The 18207-nt window shown below is 56.6% G+C and carries 15 protein-coding genes and 1 tRNA gene; 12 read left to right on the top strand and 4 right to left on the bottom strand.

The window, feature by feature from the left end:
* The first annotated feature begins 112 nt into the window (after nt 1-112).
* The 5 genes from LARV_RS10865 (at nt 113) to queG (ending at nt 5518) form a co-directional block, all read left to right on the top strand.
* Nucleotides 113-472: a hypothetical protein gene (locus tag LARV_RS10865; protein ID WP_075073656.1), complete on the top strand. Its 360-nt coding sequence runs from the start codon at nt 113-115 to the stop codon at nt 470-472.
* A gap of 148 nt (nt 473-620) precedes the next feature.
* Nucleotides 621-2525 (top strand): TolB family protein, encoded by a 1905-nt coding sequence (locus tag LARV_RS10860; RefSeq protein WP_172797843.1) that lies wholly within the window; start codon nt 621-623, stop codon nt 2523-2525.
* The gene (locus tag LARV_RS10855) at nt 2522-3595 is read left to right on the top strand and encodes a peptidoglycan DD-metalloendopeptidase family protein (protein ID WP_083522497.1); all 1074 of its coding nucleotides are present in this window, start codon (nt 2522-2524) and stop codon (nt 3593-3595) included. The genes LARV_RS10860 and LARV_RS10855 overlap by 4 nt, the downstream gene beginning before the upstream one ends.
* A 99-nt stretch (nt 3596-3694) precedes the next feature.
* Nucleotides 3695-4357, top strand: a complete 663-nt coding sequence (locus LARV_RS10850) for an NBR1-Ig-like domain-containing protein (protein ID WP_075073653.1) — start codon at nt 3695-3697, stop codon at nt 4355-4357.
* 30 nt (nt 4358-4387) lie between these two features.
* Complete coding sequence (queG, locus tag LARV_RS10845; RefSeq protein WP_075073652.1) at nt 4388-5518, top strand: tRNA epoxyqueuosine(34) reductase QueG; 1131 nt, start codon at nt 4388-4390, stop codon at nt 5516-5518.
* A 3-nt stretch (nt 5519-5521) separates the two neighbouring features.
* Here the strand turns inward: queG and LARV_RS10840 are convergent, their stop codons facing one another.
* Nucleotides 5522-6841 carry an Ig-like domain-containing protein gene (locus tag LARV_RS10840; RefSeq protein WP_172797842.1) on the bottom strand — a complete coding sequence of 440 codons (1320 nt, stop codon included), beginning with the start codon at nt 6839-6841 and terminating at the stop codon, nt 5522-5524.
* A 134-nt stretch (nt 6842-6975) separates the two neighbouring features.
* Nucleotides 6976-7737, bottom strand: coding sequence for a LysM peptidoglycan-binding domain-containing protein (locus LARV_RS20800; protein ID WP_075073650.1), 762 nt, complete (start codon nt 7735-7737; stop codon nt 6976-6978).
* A 185-nt stretch (nt 7738-7922) separates the two neighbouring features.
* Between LARV_RS20800 and LARV_RS10830 the strand changes: the two genes are divergently transcribed.
* From LARV_RS10830 to LARV_RS10815, 4 genes are read left to right on the top strand one after another with little or no spacing between them, the layout of a single operon-like run.
* A complete protein-coding gene (locus LARV_RS10830) occupies nt 7923-8258 on the top strand; it encodes an STAS domain-containing protein (protein WP_075073649.1) in 336 nt (111 codons plus the stop codon).
* A gap of 20 nt (nt 8259-8278) precedes the next feature.
* The gene (locus LARV_RS10825; RefSeq protein WP_075073648.1) at nt 8279-8695 is read left to right on the top strand and encodes an ATP-binding protein; all 417 of its coding nucleotides are present in this window, start codon (nt 8279-8281) and stop codon (nt 8693-8695) included.
* Nucleotides 8695-12528: a GAF domain-containing protein gene (locus LARV_RS10820; RefSeq protein WP_075073647.1), complete on the top strand. Its 3834-nt coding sequence runs from the start codon at nt 8695-8697 to the stop codon at nt 12526-12528. The genes LARV_RS10825 and LARV_RS10820 overlap by 1 nt, the downstream gene beginning before the upstream one ends.
* Nucleotides 12529-12562: 34 nt before the next feature.
* The gene (locus LARV_RS10815; RefSeq protein WP_083522496.1) at nt 12563-13213 is read left to right on the top strand and encodes an HAD family hydrolase; all 651 of its coding nucleotides are present in this window, start codon (nt 12563-12565) and stop codon (nt 13211-13213) included.
* Nucleotides 13214-13271: 58 nt separating this feature from the next.
* Here the strand turns inward: LARV_RS10815 and LARV_RS10810 are convergent, their stop codons facing one another.
* The gene (locus tag LARV_RS10810; RefSeq protein WP_075073646.1) at nt 13272-13649 is read right to left on the bottom strand and encodes a hypothetical protein; all 378 of its coding nucleotides are present in this window, start codon (nt 13647-13649) and stop codon (nt 13272-13274) included.
* Nucleotides 13650-13733: 84 nt separating this feature from the next.
* A tRNA-Leu gene (locus LARV_RS10805) sits at nt 13734-13818 on the bottom strand.
* A 128-nt stretch (nt 13819-13946) separates the two neighbouring features.
* Between LARV_RS10805 and LARV_RS10800 the strand changes: the two genes are divergently transcribed.
* Genes LARV_RS10800 through LARV_RS10790 form a run of 3 tightly spaced genes read left to right on the top strand, consistent with a single transcriptional unit; the run spans nt 13947 to nt 18139 of the window.
* Nucleotides 13947-16340: an ATP-binding protein gene (locus LARV_RS10800; protein ID WP_075073645.1), complete on the top strand. Its 2394-nt coding sequence runs from the start codon at nt 13947-13949 to the stop codon at nt 16338-16340.
* Nucleotides 16337-17077: a LysM peptidoglycan-binding domain-containing protein gene (locus LARV_RS10795; RefSeq protein ID WP_075073644.1), complete on the top strand. Its 741-nt coding sequence runs from the start codon at nt 16337-16339 to the stop codon at nt 17075-17077. The genes LARV_RS10800 and LARV_RS10795 overlap by 4 nt, the downstream gene beginning before the upstream one ends.
* A 30-nt stretch (nt 17078-17107) precedes the next feature.
* The gene (locus tag LARV_RS10790) at nt 17108-18139 is read left to right on the top strand and encodes an LCP family protein (protein ID WP_075073643.1); all 1032 of its coding nucleotides are present in this window, start codon (nt 17108-17110) and stop codon (nt 18137-18139) included.
* Nucleotides 18140-18207: the final 68 nt, after the last annotated feature.

Below are 18207 nucleotides of genomic sequence, written 5' to 3'. Positions count from 1 at the left end.
TATTGTGAATCAATAGGTTCACCCGAAAGCCAGTCTCATCACAGTGGTTGAGACTGACTTTTTTAATGGGCAGACCGAGTTGGGTATAATTGGTGTGAACAGGAAACATCCCATGTCGCGATTTAACCCCTTTCAACCAAACGAAAATGCGCTGCCTCCCGAACAGGTCCGTTTTGTCGATGTCCATGTCGAACCCTGGCCGGATGGACGCCGGGTACGGGTGCACCTGACCCTCACGCCATTCCAGCAACCTCCCGATCTGGAAGTTGCCATTCTAGATGGACAGGGCCGGGAAGTCAGCCATATCGCAATCATCGAGAACATCGATGACCATTTTGTGGTCACCATGCATTTACGAGATCCAGAAACCCAATCCGATTATCGTCTTGAAGCCAGGCTGAGTTATCAAAGCAAGGGTACGATCGCTCAAACCGGCTGCACTTTTCAAATTCCGCCTGAAACAATCCCATAAACTGGCTCGAAAATTGCAATAACGAAACTGTAAACCAGCCTGCCACTGGTTGCATTGACGTTCGAGATTTAAGAATGCTACAATCAACCTGTGAAAATTCCGACTATCGATCGAGCGTACGAGAAAACTTTCATTCATGGACCCGCAGATGAATAACCGTACGCCCACCACTCAACGGATATTGGCGTTGCTATTGACCGCGCTCATCCTCGCGAATGTGGTGTATTTACTTTTCGTAGGTTGGCCAGAAATGCGGGCCGAGGGGCCCAAACCGCAGGCGCAAGCTGCAACAGGCCAACCTTTATCGACGCCAACTGTATCCACCACACCATCGTCCAAACCAATGGCTTCCGCCCCGATGAATGCCGCGAATGCTGCGGATGGCCTCTTCCTGTTCTCGATGAGCGATGGGAACAGCGCCCACTTTTTTATCTATCATCCGGTCAGTCAGCCCCTTCAGCGCATCACCACCCAGGCCGGCGCGGATCGCGACCCGGCGCTCAGCCCGGATGGCCAGCGGATCGCTTTCAGCTCGCGCCGGAATGGATACTGGGATCTCTACATCCTGGATCTCGCCAGCGGCCAGGTACAACGGGTCACCGACACGCCGGAATTCGAGGGCTCACCCAGTTGGTCGCCAGACGGCCAGTGGTTAGCCTATGAAGCCTACAACGGGAATAATCTGGATATTTTCCTGCGTTCGTTGTCCAACCCCAATGATGCCCCGGTTCAACTCACCGACGACCCGGGCCCCGATTTCGCGCCAGCCTGGTCGCCGCAGGGACGCAGCATCGCCTTTGTTTCTGCGCGCTCGGGCGAGGACGAAATTTGGCTGGCGTTGCTCGACCAGATCGACAACCGCTTTCAGAACATCAGCCAGTCTCCGGATACATCCGAAAGCCAACCCGCCTGGTCACCGGACGGTCGGTATCTTGCCTGGGGAGTGGATGGTTCAGGCGGTCGTTCGATCGTGGTCTGGGACGGCCAGGAGTCGTACGGCAATGTCACGACCATCGGTCCCGGCGCCGAACCGGCTTGGAAACCCGACGGAAGCGCCATTCTGGCGCGTATTTCGGGCCCGAATCAGGAAGGCATTGCGGCCTACCAGTTCCCGGGCGGCGCTCAGGTCATGTCTTACACCTCCTTGCCGGCCAGCCTGCACGGGTTGATCTGGCTGACCGGTCCCTCCGCCGACGCGATGCGCAACAGCGCCGTTTACAATCCGTCCCTGGCTCTCATGCCGACCCTTTGGTCGCCGGCCCTCACGGTTTCACCCATTTCTCCGGCCGGGCGATCCGCACTTGTCAGCCTGCCGGATGTCTCGGCTCCCTATCCGTACCTGCTGGATTCGCTGGATGAATCCTTCAACGCCTTCCGCAGTGAATTGGCCAGCCAGGTGGGTTGGGATGTGCTTTCGAGTCTTGAAAATGCCTATTATCCGCTCACCGAACCGCCTTCACCCGGACTGATCGAAGATTGGTTGTACACCGGGCGTGGATTTGCCCTCAACCCCCTGCCGTTTTCGGCCGGCTGGATGGTGTCGGTCCGCGAAGATTATAACGGCCAGACCTACTGGCGGATTTACGTTAAGGCGCGGTATCAGGACGGCTCACAGGGTATTCCCCTCTCGGCGCATCCCTGGAACCTGGACGCCCGTCACAGCGGCGACACCCGCGCTTACGAACAGGGTGGGGAATTGGCCCCGATTCCGGACGGATACTGGTTGGATCTGACCGACCTGGCAGCCCAGTTCGGCTGGCAGCGCCTGCCCGCCCTGGTCGATTGGCGCACCTATTACGCCGCTTCCCGTTTCAACCAGTTCGTCATTCCGGATGGATTAAGCTGGAAGGACGCCATGGCGCAGTTGTACCCGGAAGAGGCAATTGCCACGCCAACCTTCGTTCCGACCCCCACCACCACCCTGACTCCAACCCGCACACCCTGGCCTGGCCGGCGCTATTACCAGACCAATACCCCGACCCCTACGCCGGTCACGCCCACCGCGACCAATCGTCCCACCTGGACACCCCTGGCCGCAACGCCAACCCCATGAAAACAAGATTGGTCTTGTTCCTTTTGGCAGCCTGTTTGATTTTAGCCGGTTGCCAGCCAGCATCCATCCAGGCGGAAACGACGGAAATCCCGCTCCCCTCCAGCACCCCCCAACCGGAGCTGCCGGATTTGCAGGCGACCCCGGAAACGCCGGGATTGCATGTTCAGGAGACCCCGCTGCACTTTACGTTTCCGACCCCGGGCAATCAACCCGTCTCCTTGTGGCGCCCTCCCCTGTATGAGGTTCCCTGGGCGCTGGGAGAACATGACCATTTCTTCTTCAGCCGGCCGATTGCGGCCGATGAAATCAACTGGCCGTTGGCCGATTATCGCTACGGCGGCATCTTTCCGGATTCGGATATCGTCCACACCGGGATCGATATCGACGCTCCCTATGGAACGCCCATCCTGGCCGCCGCGCCGGGGAAAGTCGTCTGGACGGGATACGGCCTGTACACCGGTGCGGGAAATGAAGGGGATCCATATGGCCAGGCGGTCGTCATCCGCCATGATTTCGGTTACCAGGGCCGCCAGTTATACACTGTCTATGCGCATATGTCGGCGGTCAAGGCCTATCTTGGCCAGCGAGTCGAAACCGGCACCGTCATCGGCGAAGTCGGGGATACGGGCTTCACCACCGGACCCCATCTGCACTTCGAAGTTCGGATCGAAACGAATTCTTTTTTTGCGACCCGAAATCCCGAATTATGGCTGGCTCCTCCCCAGGGCTGGGGCGTTCTTACCGGGCGATTGATGGATCGAAGAGGAATGCTCCTGACCAAGCAGGAGGTCGTCGTTTATTCGATCGATACCGGCCAGACCTGGTCCGTCCTCACCTATGGCCCCACATCCGCCAACCAGGACGATTATTATCAGGAAAACATGGTGCTCAGTGATCTGCCGGCCGGAGATTATTACGTCTACGTATCCGTCAACGGCACGCGTTATCGCACGCAGTTGAGCATCAATCCGGGCGCCGTCACCTACTTCTCATTTCATAGCACTCTGGGTTTTGACCTGGATCTCCCGGCCACCCCGTCCCCGGATGAGTGGTTAACCCCCGAATCATAATATAAACCCTTGACAATTCAAGCATCCGAACTGAAAATACACGTTTGGCTCATCAAGGCCAAATGTATTTTTGTTGATGCAAAATTGGAGGAATTAAGTATGCTTGGAATGAAGAAATCAGCCGGTTTTATCGTTTTGGTCGCCGCTGCCCTGGTCCTAGCAGCCTGCGCGCCGGCTGCAACCCCGACCCCTGATCCTGCAGAAATCCGCACCCAGGTTGCCGGTACCGTTCAAGCGGGTCTCACGCAGACCGCGGCTGCTGCACCCACCAGCACTCCCACAAACACCCCTGAACCCACATTCACCCCCACCGTCAGCACTCCCACTTCGAGTGTGACGAACACGCCGGCTGCCACAATCACCGCGACTCACGCCGCAGCCCCCGATATGGCGGAAGTCGTTGGTGTTACCGCTTCCGCAACCTACACTCCCGGACAGGAATTCAAAGTGACCTGGACCGTCAAGAATACCGGGACCAATACCTGGGCCAGCAATTACCAGGTGCGCTGTTTTACCACGGCCTATTGTTTCAACGGATCGTCAACCGCTTTCGGCCGCGAAGTTAAACCGGGCGAACAAATCGACCTCACCATCACATTGAAAGCGCCGTCGACGACCGGCGATCACACCACCCTGTGGGTACTCACCAACGCCAGTGGCGTAAACTTTGGCCGCGGCATGTCCTATAGCTTCAAAGTATCCTCATCCTCCGCCGCGACGGCTGCCCCGACAAAGACGGCGACCGTTACGGCCACTCCGTAACCTAAATTCTCCAATCCAACTGGATGGGAAATGCAAATTCGAAATTGGATCAAAGCCGAGGCCGCTAGCCTCGGCTTTCCATTCTTCGGCATTACCGATCTGACGCCGCCGCCCCATTTGGACGTGTTTCGCGACTGGATCGCTGCCGGCCGCCACGCCGGCATGGATTATCTGGGCCGCGGCGTAAGCCTTGATAAACGTTCCGATCCGCGTCAAATCCTTCCCGGAGCAAAATCGATCATCACGCTTGCCATGCCCTATGCTCCCTCCCTGGATTCGACAGTCGAGCAGTCCCAACCCGCCGGCCGGATTGCCTCGTACGCCTGGGGCATGGATTACCATGAGGTGATCCCCGCGCGATTGAACGATCTGGCTGAACGAATTTCCGAACACCTCGGCTGCCCGGTTGCCCGGCGCGCTTACACCGATACCGGTCCCATCCTCGAACGCGACCTGGCGCAGCGCGCCGGGTTGGGTTGGGCGGGCAAGAATTCCTGTCTCATTCATCCCCGGCGAGGATCGTATTTCTTCCTGGCCGAGCTTTTTCTGGATATCGAACTTGAACCGGATAAGCCTATCGCAATCGACCGCTGTGGCTCCTGCCGGCGCTGTATCGATGCCTGCCCGACGGGTTGCATCTGCGAGGACCGCACGCTGGATGCCGGCCGGTGCGTCTCCTACCTCACGATCGAAAACAAAGGCCCCATACCCGTCGATCTGCGTCCCAGAATTGGGAACCGGGTATTTGGCTGCGATATATGCCAGCAGGTCTGCCCGTGGAATCGTTTTGCCGTTGATAATGAAATCGATCCCACCTTCCAGCCTCGCCCGGGAATCCCTGCGCCGTCATTATTGCCCGAATTACAATTGGACGCCCGTGCCTTCAACCGGAAATTTCAGCTCAGTCCCGTAAAGCGCGCGAAACGGCGCGGATATCTGCGTAATGTCTGCATCGCCCTCGGAAATTCGCACAATCCCGCTGCGCTGCCAGCCTTGAAGGAAATTCTCCAGGCCGAACCCGAAGCGCTCATTCGCGGCGCTGCGGCCTGGGCGTTGGCCGAGATCGACCCGGTCAATGCGCGAAGCGCACTCGAAATTGCGCTCCGGGTGGAACCGGATGCCATAGTATGCCAGGAAATCAAAGCTGCATTGGAAAAGTAAAGGCTACGGCAGCCATTGCGGTCGGGCAGCATCCTCGGCGATGACCTGAAAGGCTTTGTCATCTTTTTGCCAGGTCATCACCTGGGGTGTGGACTGAGAGGATTCGAGTTGGAAGCGTTGAAAAACGAGCTGCCTGCCGTTCGGATCCCAGGAATATGCGGCAAATGAGGCGGTCAGGTCTTCCGTGATCGATTGGCTGGCACCATTTTCGAGCGGGACCAGCCAGAGCTGCTTGTTCGGCGAACCCACCAGAGCGCGCAGGGCAATTACCAGGCTATTTCCGTCCGGGGTAAAGATGGGCCGGCTCGCATCGACCTGCCCTAGGTCGGCTGCCTCGACCAATTGAATATCCCCACTTTCGAGGTCGGCCTGATAAATGCGCACGAACGGCACCCCGATTTCGCTGCTCTCGGCTCGGGTAAACAACAATTTCGTCCCATCCGGCGACCACGTTCCAATGGCTTGCTGTTCGGTCGGAATCAAGATTACTTTATTCGTGATCAGGTCGAGGACCCGGATTTGAGAATATTCCGGATCATAGAATTGTAAATAGCGGCCCAGTGGCGACCAGTCCGGTTCGATTCCGCTGATCGTTTGATCGGTATGCAGGGCCGAACTCTCTCCGGTCTTCAAATCGAACGTCCAAATCTCGCCCAGCGGTGCGTTTGGGCTGCGCCGGGAAAAAGTGATGGCTGATTCGTCCGGCGCCACGGAGGGTTGAACGCAGGCATCCGGACCGCAATCCAGTAACCGGTGATTGTCAGCCCCGTCCCGATTCACCAGCCACAAATCCACCCCAGCCTGGTCGTTGGTCGCGCTGTACACCACTCGCTCGCCGCTGGGAAATCCGGCCATGTCCTGTACCCTGCCCCCGCTTTCAGACAGTTGTTTCGCTGCATTTCCTGCCGCGTCCGCCAGCCAGACCTCCGGAGCCTGCGTGGCCTGACCCAGATAAAGGATACTCGCAGCGCGGATGCGAAACGACCAGACTGCATCGGATTTCAACCGGTGGCCCGTTTCATCGACAACACCCCTGTCCAACCGGAGTGTGTAGATCTGCCCGGCTTGAAAGACCCCGGCAGGCCAAAAAGTGGTTTGATTTCCTTCCCAGGTCCATTTGCCCTCGACGGCGGGCTCCAGGTGCAGGTGCGCCTCGATATCTGCGGCGGTCACGGCCTGGTGAAATTCCAGAATGAGCGGTCCGCGAGCGCCAATTTCAGCGCCGTCCGGCAGGCGGATCTCCGGTTTCGACATCCCAACCTGACTGCCCAACCAGAAGAATATACCGATCACGGCCAGGAGAATCAGGATCGCATAAGGCATGCGTCGATCAAAAAGATGAACGGATGGGTCGGTCATGGTAGGACGTATGCTAACCCAATCCGATTTCTTTGTCAAAATGGAGAGAAAAAAACCCGCTGCTTTGCGGCAGCGGGGTTGGCGGACTATCGAAAGGATCAGCGTTTCGGCAGCGTGGCTGTGTAAGCCGGGACTGTCGGCGCGATCGTCGCTGTCTTTTGCGTGCTCCGGACTGCGGGCGTCGAGGTCGGCGCTCGAGTGGGCGTTGGCGTGACGATACCCGCGCGGATCTTCAATACATCCCCGACATAGATCGTGACCCCGTCCGGAATCTTATCCTTGTTATCGGCCACGATCATTTCCTTGGTGGTGTTGAAGTACGAAGCGATGCTCGCCAGCGTATCTCCACTGACGACCGTGTATTCGATCGTTCCACGGAAGCCGGTGGGTAACGGCGTGATGGTCGGTAATTTCGTGTCCGGCGCGGGAATGAGCAGGACAGTTTCATTCGGCTTGATTAAATTACAATCCACACCCGGATTTAATGCCATCAGCACATCGATCAAGACATTGAATTTCTGCGAAACGCTCCAGCAGGTGTCCCCTTCCTGCACGGTATACTCGAAAGGTCCCGAAGCGGTTGGAGAAACCGAAGGGGTCGGCGTTTCGGTAATGGTCGGCGTGAGCGTGATGGTCGCGGTAGGCGTCAGGGGAGTTGGTGTGGACGTCTGGGTGGCGGTTGGCGTTCGCGACGCGAACAGGTTGAATCCGGGTTTACTCGACCCAGTTAACCAGGCAATCACCAGGATTGCGCCGACGGCCACCAGAAGGACTGCCAGCCCTCCAATCAGGAAGGGCATCATCTGTTGCCTTTTTCGGTAGGTTTCATAAACGCTTTGCGGTGTGTTTTTTCCACTCATTTTTTCTGTTTCCTGTGTTGATCAGTGTAAAATTTCCGGTCGGAATTATTTTCCTCGAAGACCGTTTTTCTGATCGGATTTAAGACGAATATCATCTTGTCTTTGAGTTTACCATGAAATAGGCATGATATAATCACTTTATCTTTCCACCCTAACTCTCAAGCATCCTTCTTCGGAGGAACACAATGGAAATTTCCCACACACAGTACAAGCACTGCGATGTTGTAAAAGTATCCGGACGGGTCGATAGCTCGACGGCTCCGCTTTTGTCTGAAGCATTAACGAAGATCACGGAAGCCGGCCGCTATCGGATTGTTGTCGATATGAGCGGGTTGGAATTTATTTCAAGTGCTGGTTTACGCGCACTCATCAGTACTCAAAAAACTTGCAAACGGTATAATCGCGGTGAAATCGCCTTATCCAGTGTTCCAAGCAACGTGGCTGCCACACTCGATCTGGCCGGATTTACCCCCCTGTTCAAGATTTTCGCGGATGCAACCTCGGCAGTCGGGAATTTCTAACCGCTGACGGATCATTTTAAATGACTACGCTCACCTTTCCGGGGCGATTCGAGAGCTTACCGGCAATCGCCGATTTTGTGCGCGAGGCAGCTCATGAGGCTGGTCTGAGTTCATTTCAGGTCTATGCTGTTGAAACAGCCCTGGATGAGGCTTGCGCCAACATCATTGAGCACGCCTACGGCGGTGAAAATAAAGGCGAGATCGAGTGCAGTTGCCTAATCGATGAAGAGGGGCTGACCATTGTCTTGAGGGATTATGGCCGCCCCTTCAATCCCAATTCAGTCAAAAAGCCCGATCTGGAATCACCGCTTCAAGAACGACCAGACCACGGCCTTGGGCTCTACTTCATTCGTCAATGGATGGATGAAGTGGATTTTGAGTTTAAACCCGGCCGAAATACCCTGGTGATGTCGAAGCGCAAGGAGAAACAACGCTAATGGTTTCTCCCGGGTTGACTGCCATTCCAGAGTGGAAGCAGTTCCTTCTCCTGGGCGAAGAATTATTGAAGCAACCCAACGCAGCCGCACAATGCAACCTGATCGGTGCGACGCTCAAGCGGCTGTTGGGGGCGCAAGCTGTCATCTGGCTGACCGCCACAAATTACCCTCTTCCCAACGAACCCGAGGTCTTGCTTCTGCCCTCCCCGGATGCGCCTGCATTTGTTCAGCAGGTATTCGAAAGTCATCAACCAACCTGCCGCGCCAGAGAAGACCAGGCTTGTTCGTCGGATCACTTGCCCTGTTCATTGGCGTTTCCAATTCTGACCCAGGAAAATCTGCTCGGCGTGCTGGAAGTCCACCGCGATCCCAACTCGCCTTTCCGCAAAGAGGAAATCGATTTTCTCGAAGGATTGGTGGCGCATGCCGCCAGTTATCTGCAAATCTTTCGTCAGGCCTCCCTCAAGAACTGGCGCTCCGATCAGCTTACGCTGGTGCGGTCCGTCTCGGCCCAAATTGCCAACGTAACCGATCTCACCGAACTCAGCAAGCGCGTCACCCGGTTAATCCAACAGACCTTCAAATATTATTACGTCGCAATCTTCACCCTGGATCAAAACGGTGAAATTCTACAATTTCGCGCCAGCGCCAGCCAGAGCAAAGAGGATCGCCAGACCACATTGTCGGCCCGCCTGGGCGAAGGTGTAATCGGCTATTCGGCCCAGATCGGCAAGGAATATTACGTTCCGGACGTTCACAACGATCCGCATTACCGCTTCGTCGATTCGCTGCCCGAAACCGAATCGGAAGTTTCGTTTCCGTTGAAAATCGAGCAGCGCGTCCTGGGCGTCCTCGATGTGCAAAGCGATCAGGTGGATGCTTTCCACGAACTCGACCGGATCGTTTTACGGGCCCTGGCGAATAATGTCGCTATTGCCGTGGAAGGGGCGCGCCTGTATTCGGATGTTCAACGTCGCGCCGAGCAGATTTCCGCCGTTTTCGACATTACCCATGCCCTGACATCCATCCTGGACCTGGATAAACTGCTGGATACCGTCGTCGAGACCATTCAAAAACGATTTGGGTATCCATTCGTTCATCTTTATTCGGTTCACCCCGGTCGGCGATTGATCCTGTATTGGGCCGGCAGCGGCGCACGCAGCGGCAAACTTCGCGAACAGCAGCTTCAAATCTCAATCGATGATCCCAAAGGGATTATTCCCTGGGTGGCGCGCACCGGCAAACCCCTGTTGGCAAACGACGTCCGGAAAGAGCCGCTCTACAAACCCTACCCGTTGCTGCCGTACGAAACCTGTTCAGAGGTTGCACTTCCATTGACCTATGGTGGCGAAACGCAGGCCATTCTGGACCTCCAAAGCACAAAATACAACGCGTTCGACGAAAAGGATATCTCGATTTTGGAAGCCTTGAGCGCTTCCATTGCCATTGCATTGCGCAATGCTTCGCTGTATCGTTCGGAACAATGGCGCCGCCAGGTAGCCGACAGTTTCAGGGACGTGGCCAATCTGTTGAACGCAGACATCACCCTGGATGAACTGCTCAACAGCATCCTTTCGGAATTGGAAAAGAACCTGCCGTGCGAGGCTTCGGCGATCTGGCTGTACGAAGAAGATCCGCAGCATTCCGATACCAACACACGCCTGCGCCTGGCTTACGCGCATGGCTTTACCCTGGAACACATGACCCAAGTGCTGAAAGAGGATCCAACGGCGCGCCAGGTCCTGGAAGCCACCCTGCCCGGAACCGAACCCACCATCCGGCGGCCCACCGACCCGCTCGGGCCGTTGGGCGCCGCCCTGGGTTTCAAACCCAATTATTCTTCCATCGCTGCGCCGTTGATGGCCGGGCAGCAGCCCCTGGGCGTCCTGACGCTTGCTCATTCGACCTACGGCCGTTATGGGTCCGAAGCGCGCGCCATGACAGCAACCTTCGCCAGTTACGCCTCCTCGGCCATTCAAAACGCCCGCCTGTACGCCGCCGCCCAGGAACAGGCTTGGGTTTCAACCGTTCTGCTGCAGGTCGCCGAAGCCTGCCAGGCGCTGAATTCGGTGGACGATCTGCTCGAAACGATGGTTCGCCTGACGCCGTTGCTGGTCGGGATCAAGAACTGCGCCATCTTCCTGATCGATTCGAGCCGTCAGGCATTCATCCTGAAAAGTTGGTACGGCATCGAAGGTCTGGCAAAAGGGGAAGTCCTGTTTTATGAATCCGAGACGCCCGGCTTTCAAAAATTGCTGGATACGCAAAGCCCGGTTTTCATTCAGGATGCAAAAGAGGAGCTTCACCTGCCTGAGGCGGCCCTATCGGGGGATAACAGCACGCTCGTCCTGGTCCCCCTGGTAACGCGCCAGGAGATCATCGGCGCGATGCTGGTCGGCCATCAGAACGATGACACGCCCGGCTTCCACCAGTTCTTCGACCAACAGACCCTGGCCATCCTGCAGGGCATTGCCCACCAGACGGCAGTCGCCGTGGAAAACATCCAGCTCCTCGAAGTCCGTCAGGAAGAAGCCTATGTCACGGCCGTCTTGCTGCAGGTTGCCCAGGCCGTGGTGAGCCAGAACAACCTGACGGATATTTTGGATACGATCGGGCACCTGATGCCCATTTTGGTCGGCATCGACGCCTGCATCATCTACCTGTGGGACAATGAGCACAAGCGCCACGAACCGGCTCAGGCTTTTACCGGACAGCGCCAGCAGGAGCAGCAGGTGATGGAAATCCTCTATGCCGCGGGAGAATTCCCATTGCTGGATCAAGTCCTCAAAACGGACGCGCCCTCTTCCTGCCCGTTGCCCGATCCCGGCCTGTCGCCGTTGGAGTGGCACACACTGCCCTGCTCGAAAGCGGGCGAAATGCCCACGCCGGCACAGTCCGCGCGCAGCGCGTGGCTTTTGGGTTTTCCGCTCTCCGTAAAAGGAGAGGTTAACGGTGTGATGCTGACCAAAGAATCGCCCATTACAGCCTCATTCCATGAGAAGCGCTTGGAAATCATCTCCGGCATCGCCCAGCAGGTCTCGCTGGCCATTCAAAACGAACACCTCAACCTGGAGATGGTCGAACGCGAGCGGCTGGAAAAAGAAATCCAATTGGCCCGCCAGATTCAACAGTCCTTCCTGCCCAGCCAACTGCCCCAACTGCCTGGCTGGGATCTGGATATCCGCTGGCAGACAGCGAGGCAGGTCGGCGGCGATTTCTACGATGTGTTCCATTTGCGCCATGGAAAACTGGGATTGGTCATCGCGGATGTTTCGGATAAAGGCCTGCCGGCGGCGCTTTACATGACAGTGACGCGAACGCTGATTCGCGCGTTTATGCAAAATACGTCTTCACCGGGTCGCGTGTTGGAGCGCGTCAACAACCTGCTGTTGATGGATTCGCAGAACGGCATGTTCGTCACGGCCGTATACGCCGCCCTGGATCCGGATCGCGGCATTTTGACCTGCGCAAATGCCGGGCACAACCGCGCGTGGCTCTGGCGCGCAGCCACCAACGATCTCGAGCAGCTTCCCAAGGGCGAAATTGCCCTGGGAGTGCTGGAAAGTGTCCATTACTCGGACAAGAACCTGGAAATTTTCCCCGGGGATTGCCTGTTGTTCTTCACGGACGGATTGACGGAATGCTTCTCGCCCACCGGTGAGACGTACGGCGAGGACCGCCTGACAAACATTATTCTGTCCACCGCCGCGCGGGGCGTCCACGACCTGCTGCACGCCATCGAACAATCTGTAATCGAATTTCGCGATATCGAATCCGTTTCCGACGATATTACATTGCTGGCGATCCAACGCCATCCAGAAACGAAATCCTGAATCGCCTGATCCAAAAAATAGAGGATGGATTGAAATGCTCCGCGGAATATTGTGGGATATGGACGGCGTTCTGATCGATACGACGGACGCTCATTTTGAAGCCTGGCGGAGTATTGCCGCCGGGCGCGCCATCCAACTGGAGCGCCAGGAATTTCTGGGCGTGATGGGCCGCAATAACATCGATACCCTCGAATACCTTTTTCACCACCCTGCCGATCCGCTTGAAGCCCTGGAAATCGGGAAGAAGAAGGAAATTTTATTTCGAAGCCTGCTACGTGGCCGCGTCCATCTCCTCCCCGGTGTGGTTGACTGGCTGACGTATTTTCGATCGAAAGGCTATGCGCAGGCGATTGCCACCTCCGCGCCCTGGGAAAACATCGACGCCCTGTTGGCCGAGACCAACATCCGGCTGTTTTTTCAGGCCATTGTTTCGGCCTATGATCTGCCCGGTAAACCGAATCCTTTTGTCTTTCAGGAAGCCGCCCGCCAGTTAGGCGTTCCTCCCGCAGAATGTCTGGTCATCGAAGATTCGCTGGTTGGGATCGAAGCTGCCAGACGCGGCGGTATGCGCTGTCTGGCCGTCGAAACCACCCATCCGGCCGAGAAGCTCAACCAGGCGGATTGGGTGCTGCCGCGATTGTCGAGCCAGAACCCCGGGGAGTTTCTGCGCAACCTGGAAAAATAAAACCGGCTGCCAGCTTCCCGCTGCAACCGGTCGAAGAATTCGTCGCCGAACGTGTAAATCACTCGCCAAAGAACAGCGCCCACCACACCTGCCAATTTTTCAGGGACGACTGGGTGGGTTGAGCGGCAATAACTGGCATGGGGGTTGCATCCGAGGGGGAAATGGGAACGATCAATTGGTCGCCCGGCCGCACCATCATTCCTTCTTCGCGTGCCCAACTTTCCACGGCCACATCCGAAGTCGCGTACGCAATTTGCGTCTGCAGTCCAATGGCAGTGCTGGTCAGGTTGGCAATTTCGGTGCGCATCGAGTTGCGCTCGCGGGTCAGGCGATACAGATCATTCAAACGGGTGTTCAAATCGATCATCAGAAGGAACAGAAGGGCCAGACCGGCAACGACGATGATGCGTTTCTTGTCAAACTGGATGCTCTTCATAGGCGTATGTTACTCCAATTGACCACCCGTTGCAAGTTGAAGGCCAGTGGGAAAAGAAAGACCCCGCAATTTGCGGGGTCCAGGTGCCGAAGGAGGGATTTGAACCCTCACGAGCGTAATGCCCACTACGCCCTGAACGTAGCGCGTCTGCCAGTTCCGCCACTTCGGCAATTCAGTTCAACGGGCAGAATTTTATCGCATTTCGGGTTTTTGTCAACCTTTATGACGAATATTGCGGAGAAATTCCCTGTCGAAAAGTTCGACCGTGCTATAATCGCCAATGAGCCCTGATAGAGAATGCAAACCACAATCACCCAACTTCTCAATCTACTGATCGCGCCGCCGGGAAACCTGGTTTACCACATCGTGCTGGCTTTCTCGGTCGCTATGGCCTTACAGGCCGCATCGTTCAACGCGCCGGGGATGGAAAAAGCACAAAATCGGCGGACCGTCGTTGGATTGGCTGTGGTTTTGGCGTTTCAAATCCTCCTTTTTATCGCCAGCGGCCTGGCATGGCAGGGATTGTTCAACGCCCATCTGCTCATCCCGCCCCTTGACCGGGCCATGCCGTTTCTCTCTCTGGCGTGGATCATCTGGATGTGGGCCTCTCCCGCTCCGAGTCGTTCAGCGGATGTGGGCGTTGGCCTCCTCACCGTGCTCGGGCTGGTCATGCTGGCCTTCACGTGGTCCTACTGGGTCTCCCAGGGCGGGGTCCTGTCCTTCAACGGGACGTGGCTGGATTGGGCCTGGCAGATTGCGTCTCTGACCCTGGCGTTGATCGGGCTCATTGGCTTTACCCTTCGCCGGCCGGCCGGTTGGGGGATCGGCCTGGGATTTCTCATCCTGGTCATCCTCGGGTCGGCCACTCACCTGCTGTTTGCGCAACCCGACGCCGATCTCTCCGGATACGTCCGCTTGTTTACCTTGTGTGCATTCCCGTTGCTGCCGACCCTGGCGCAGCGTCTGCAGGCTCAAACCAGGCTTCCGGCAACGCCCACAGCAGCCGTTGCGAGCGTCCCATCCGACACGGAAGGGCGCAAACGGCTGAGCGGAGAACCCAGAACGATCTTCGCCTGGCTTCAACTGGCCAACCAGTCTGATCCGTCCCAAATCGGGATCGCCCTTACCCGGGCGGTATCGCAAACCATGTTGGCTGATTTCACCTTCCTGGTTTATACCAACCCCGAGACATCCTCCATGCTGATCGAATGCGGCTACGATCTCATCCGCGAGGAACCGGTCGCCGGAACCAGCCTGGGCATCAATAATGTTCCCGCCCTGGCAAATGCGCTCCAACGCGGCAAGCCGTTGCGCCTCTCCACCAATGGAACCCCGCCCCAGGATCTGGTTTCGCTGGCCCGTGTTTTCGGGCTAAGCGAGGCCGGCCATCTGCTGGCCATACCCGTCATGGCCAAACCCGGGGTTTGGGGTGCCGGTCTGGTATTGCTGACGCCGTATTCCAACCGGCTCTGGATTGCCGAAGACCAGAATTTCCTCAACAGCATGAGCGAAGCATTCAGCCAGGTTCTACAGCGTGCAGCCCAAAATTCCGAGTTCAAATTCCAATTCGAACAGAGCCGGGACGAAATCAACCAGCTCCAACGTGACTTGGAAGCCATGCAGGCCGAGGCAGAACACATGCGCGGGATGGCCGAAACCCACCCGCTTCAGAACCTGATTTCGCCGGACAACGAAAAATCGAACGAGTTCTCCACCCTGATCAACCTCCAGCAAGAATCCCAGGAGACCATTCAGAGGTTGCAGGCCGAAAATGATGAACTCCGATCCTTGATCGAACGCGAACATCCGGTTGAAGAGGTTACAAAGGATCATGGATACGCGGAAGAGGAAATGCGCCTGACGCTGGAAGAGATGGCGCATCTGCAGAATTCGCTGGCCGAGTCCAACAACCGCATCGCGGTCCTCGAAAAACAGATCGAAACGGGTGAACGCACTCCCGATGAAGAACACGAGATGATTGCTTCCATCTATCAGGAATTGCGCCAGCCGTTATCCTCGATCGTCGGGTATACCGACCTGCTTCTGGGAGAATCGGTCGGGATTCTGGGCGCCCTGCAACGTAAATTCCTCGAACGCATCAAAACATCCTCTGATCGGCTGCGAAATCTGATCGATGATTTGCTGCGGCTGTCGAACCTTCAAAGCGGGTCGATGGAGTTGAGCCCGCAGAGGGTCACCCTCGAAGAGGTTCTTGACCAGGCCCTTTCCGAAACCAGCGGTTTCCTGCGCGATAAATCGATCACGCTCCAGCTCGACCTACCTGAAGAATTACCCTCTCTCAACGCAGATCGGGATGCTTTGCAGCAGGTGCTCGTTCAACTGATTCAGAACGCTGGCGCAGTCACGCCAGTGGATGGCACCGTCAGTCTACGCGTCGAAGTCAAAGAGTCGGAATCAGAGCAGCCCGTGGTTTCACTCCAGATCAGCGATATGGGCGGCGGGATCAGTCCCGAGGATCTGCCGCGCGTGTTCTCGCGCCGCTACCGCGCCGATAACGCCCTGATTCAGGGCATCGGCGATACCGGCGTGGGTTTATCCATCGTGAAAACGCTCGTCGAAGCTCACGGCGGCCGCATTTGGGTGGATACCACCCCGGGTGAAGGCAACACTTTCTGTGTTCTGCTGCCCCTTCTGCCTGATCAAACCCTGGAAGATAAAACACCGGCATGAAGATCTTCAGGGAAACTTTTGGCGGGTTGTTATTTGCATTGCTCTCGACGGTGATCGTTGCGGGCGCCCTGATTCTATCCTTTGTAGAAGGATCCGCCGCGCCATCTTTACCGCCGCGGGCCACCGAAACGCCGTTCGAACTTCCGACTTACCTTCCGGTCGAAGTCACCCTGACTCCCACCGCCAACACGCCGACGATCACCCCCACCACGGCCTGCCGTTTACCGGCCGGTTGGGTGGAATATGTTGTTCAATACGGCGATGATCTCGGCGGTCTGGCAAACGACGCAGGCGTGACCCCGGAACAACTTCGCGAGGCGAATTGCCTGGTGAGTGCTGAACTGGTCGCCGGGACGGTTTTATTCGTTCCACAGCTTGCACTGACGAAGACGCTCACACCCTCGCCATCCCCCACTTCATCCAAATGCGGCCCTCCATTGGGTTGGATCGCGTATCGGATTCAATCGAGCGATACGCTTTTCCGCATCAGCCGTATCTACGGCGTCAGCGTTCCACAATTGCAGTTTGCCAACTGCATGGGCAGTTCCACATTCCTGCGGGTTGGGGATTTGATTTATGTACCCAATGTCGCCACTCGCACGCCGGAATTTACCCAGACCGGAACAAACGCACCCACTCAAGCGTCTACTCTTGAGACTATTTATCCATCATCAACCCTTACATCGACACCAACGCAGGATTTTACCGCCACGCCGGGTGATTATCCAGCCCCGTAAAGTCTACCTGCAAATTCAAGTGAGAAAGTTATGCGCAGAATTCTGATCGTTTTTTCAATACTCGTCTTGCTTTCGCTGGCCTGCAATCTTCCAGGCCTTTCAAGCGCGACCCAGGCGCCAAACGTTGACCGCTCTCAATTGATGACTCCGGATCCGAACGCTACCATGACCCCCACACCGTTTCAACCGATGGGGAGTGAACCCACGCTGTCGGAGATCAGTGACCTTCAATCGGCCACCCCGACCGAATCGGTTGGCGAATCAGGCCCCATCGTTCACAACCTGAAAGTTCCGGAAGGGGAAATGAACATCATGGTGCTGGGCTCGGATTACCGCCCGCAAAGCGGTGGACGTACCGATGTCATGATGCTGGTTTCAATCAACCCCAAGAAATCGACGGTTAGCGTCATTTCCTTCCCGCGGGATACCTACGTCTACGTTCCCGGCCATGGTATGGATCGTCTGAATACGCCGTATGCTTATGATGGCTTCCCTCTGCTGGCCGATACCATGGAATATAATTTCGGCATTCGCCCGGATCATTACATCCTCACCAATTTCTACGGTTTCAAATCGATCATCAATACACTGGGCGGGATCAATGTCTACGTCGGTTCCTACCTGAGCGATCGCTGCGACCTGCCGACTGCAAACTGGCAAGGCTACTGCACCGTTTATCCGGGCGCGATGTTGATGGACGGCGATACCGCCCTGTGGTACGTTCGCTCCCGCCATTCGACTTCGGATCTCGACCGGACCCGCCGCGAACAGGAAGTCATGGAAGCCTTCTTTCGCCGCCTGATGAGTTTGAACGCGGTCAGTCGCGCACCGGAACTCTACAATCAGTTCATCAATTCGGTCGAGACGGATTTGACGATCACCGATCTGCTGCCGTTGGTCGAGATGGCGCCAAAGCTGCTTTCGGACGACACCTTGATCCACCGCACGCTGATCGGCGCGGATCTGCTGACCAATTACACGACCGATACCGGCGCAATGGTGCTGATCCCCGACCGGAAGGGCATCTGGGAGATTATCAAGAAGGAAGTCTACGGACAATAAATCGGGCTGTGGAAAGCCTGCTGCTTACGACGCATCGCCGGAGAATTACGATTTTTTCGGCGATGCGT

Origin of the sequence: Longilinea arvoryzae (assembly GCF_001050235.1) — a bacterium.
GTDB lineage: Bacteria > Chloroflexota > Anaerolineae > Anaerolineales > Anaerolineaceae > Longilinea > Longilinea arvoryzae.
This window is presented reverse-complemented; position numbering and strand designations above follow the sequence as displayed.

Bases quoted from the DNA above. Each gene is read 5' to 3' on its own strand.
- LARV_RS10795 (WP_075073644.1), top strand. From the start codon at position 16,337: ATGAAGATCTTCAGGGAAACTTTTGGCGGGTTGTTATTTGCATTGCTC.
- LARV_RS10815 (WP_083522496.1), top strand. From the start codon at position 12,563: ATGCTCCGCGGAATATTGTGGGATATGGACGGCGTTCTGATCGATACG.
- queG (WP_075073652.1), top strand. From the start codon at position 4,388: ATGCAAATTCGAAATTGGATCAAAGCCGAGGCCGCTAGCCTCGGCTTT.
- LARV_RS10820 (WP_075073647.1), top strand. From the start codon at position 8,695: ATGGTTTCTCCCGGGTTGACTGCCATTCCAGAGTGGAAGCAGTTCCTT.
- LARV_RS10840 (WP_172797842.1), bottom strand. From the start codon at position 6,841: ATGCCTTATGCGATCCTGATTCTCCTGGCCGTGATCGGTATATTCTTC.
- LARV_RS10825 (WP_075073648.1), top strand. From the start codon at position 8,279: ATGACTACGCTCACCTTTCCGGGGCGATTCGAGAGCTTACCGGCAATC.
- LARV_RS10850 (WP_075073653.1), top strand. From the start codon at position 3,695: ATGCTTGGAATGAAGAAATCAGCCGGTTTTATCGTTTTGGTCGCCGCT.
- LARV_RS10860 (WP_172797843.1), top strand. From the start codon at position 621: ATGAATAACCGTACGCCCACCACTCAACGGATATTGGCGTTGCTATTG.
- LARV_RS10865 (WP_075073656.1), top strand. From the start codon at position 113: ATGTCGCGATTTAACCCCTTTCAACCAAACGAAAATGCGCTGCCTCCC.
- LARV_RS10810 (WP_075073646.1), bottom strand. From the start codon at position 13,649: ATGAAGAGCATCCAGTTTGACAAGAAACGCATCATCGTCGTTGCCGGT.
- LARV_RS20800 (WP_075073650.1), bottom strand. From the start codon at position 7,737: ATGAGTGGAAAAAACACACCGCAAAGCGTTTATGAAACCTACCGAAAA.
- LARV_RS10855 (WP_083522497.1), top strand. From the start codon at position 2,522: ATGAAAACAAGATTGGTCTTGTTCCTTTTGGCAGCCTGTTTGATTTTA.
- LARV_RS10790 (WP_075073643.1), top strand. From the start codon at position 17,108: ATGCGCAGAATTCTGATCGTTTTTTCAATACTCGTCTTGCTTTCGCTG.
- LARV_RS10800 (WP_075073645.1), top strand. From the start codon at position 13,947: ATGCAAACCACAATCACCCAACTTCTCAATCTACTGATCGCGCCGCCG.
- LARV_RS10830 (WP_075073649.1), top strand. From the start codon at position 7,923: ATGGAAATTTCCCACACACAGTACAAGCACTGCGATGTTGTAAAAGTA.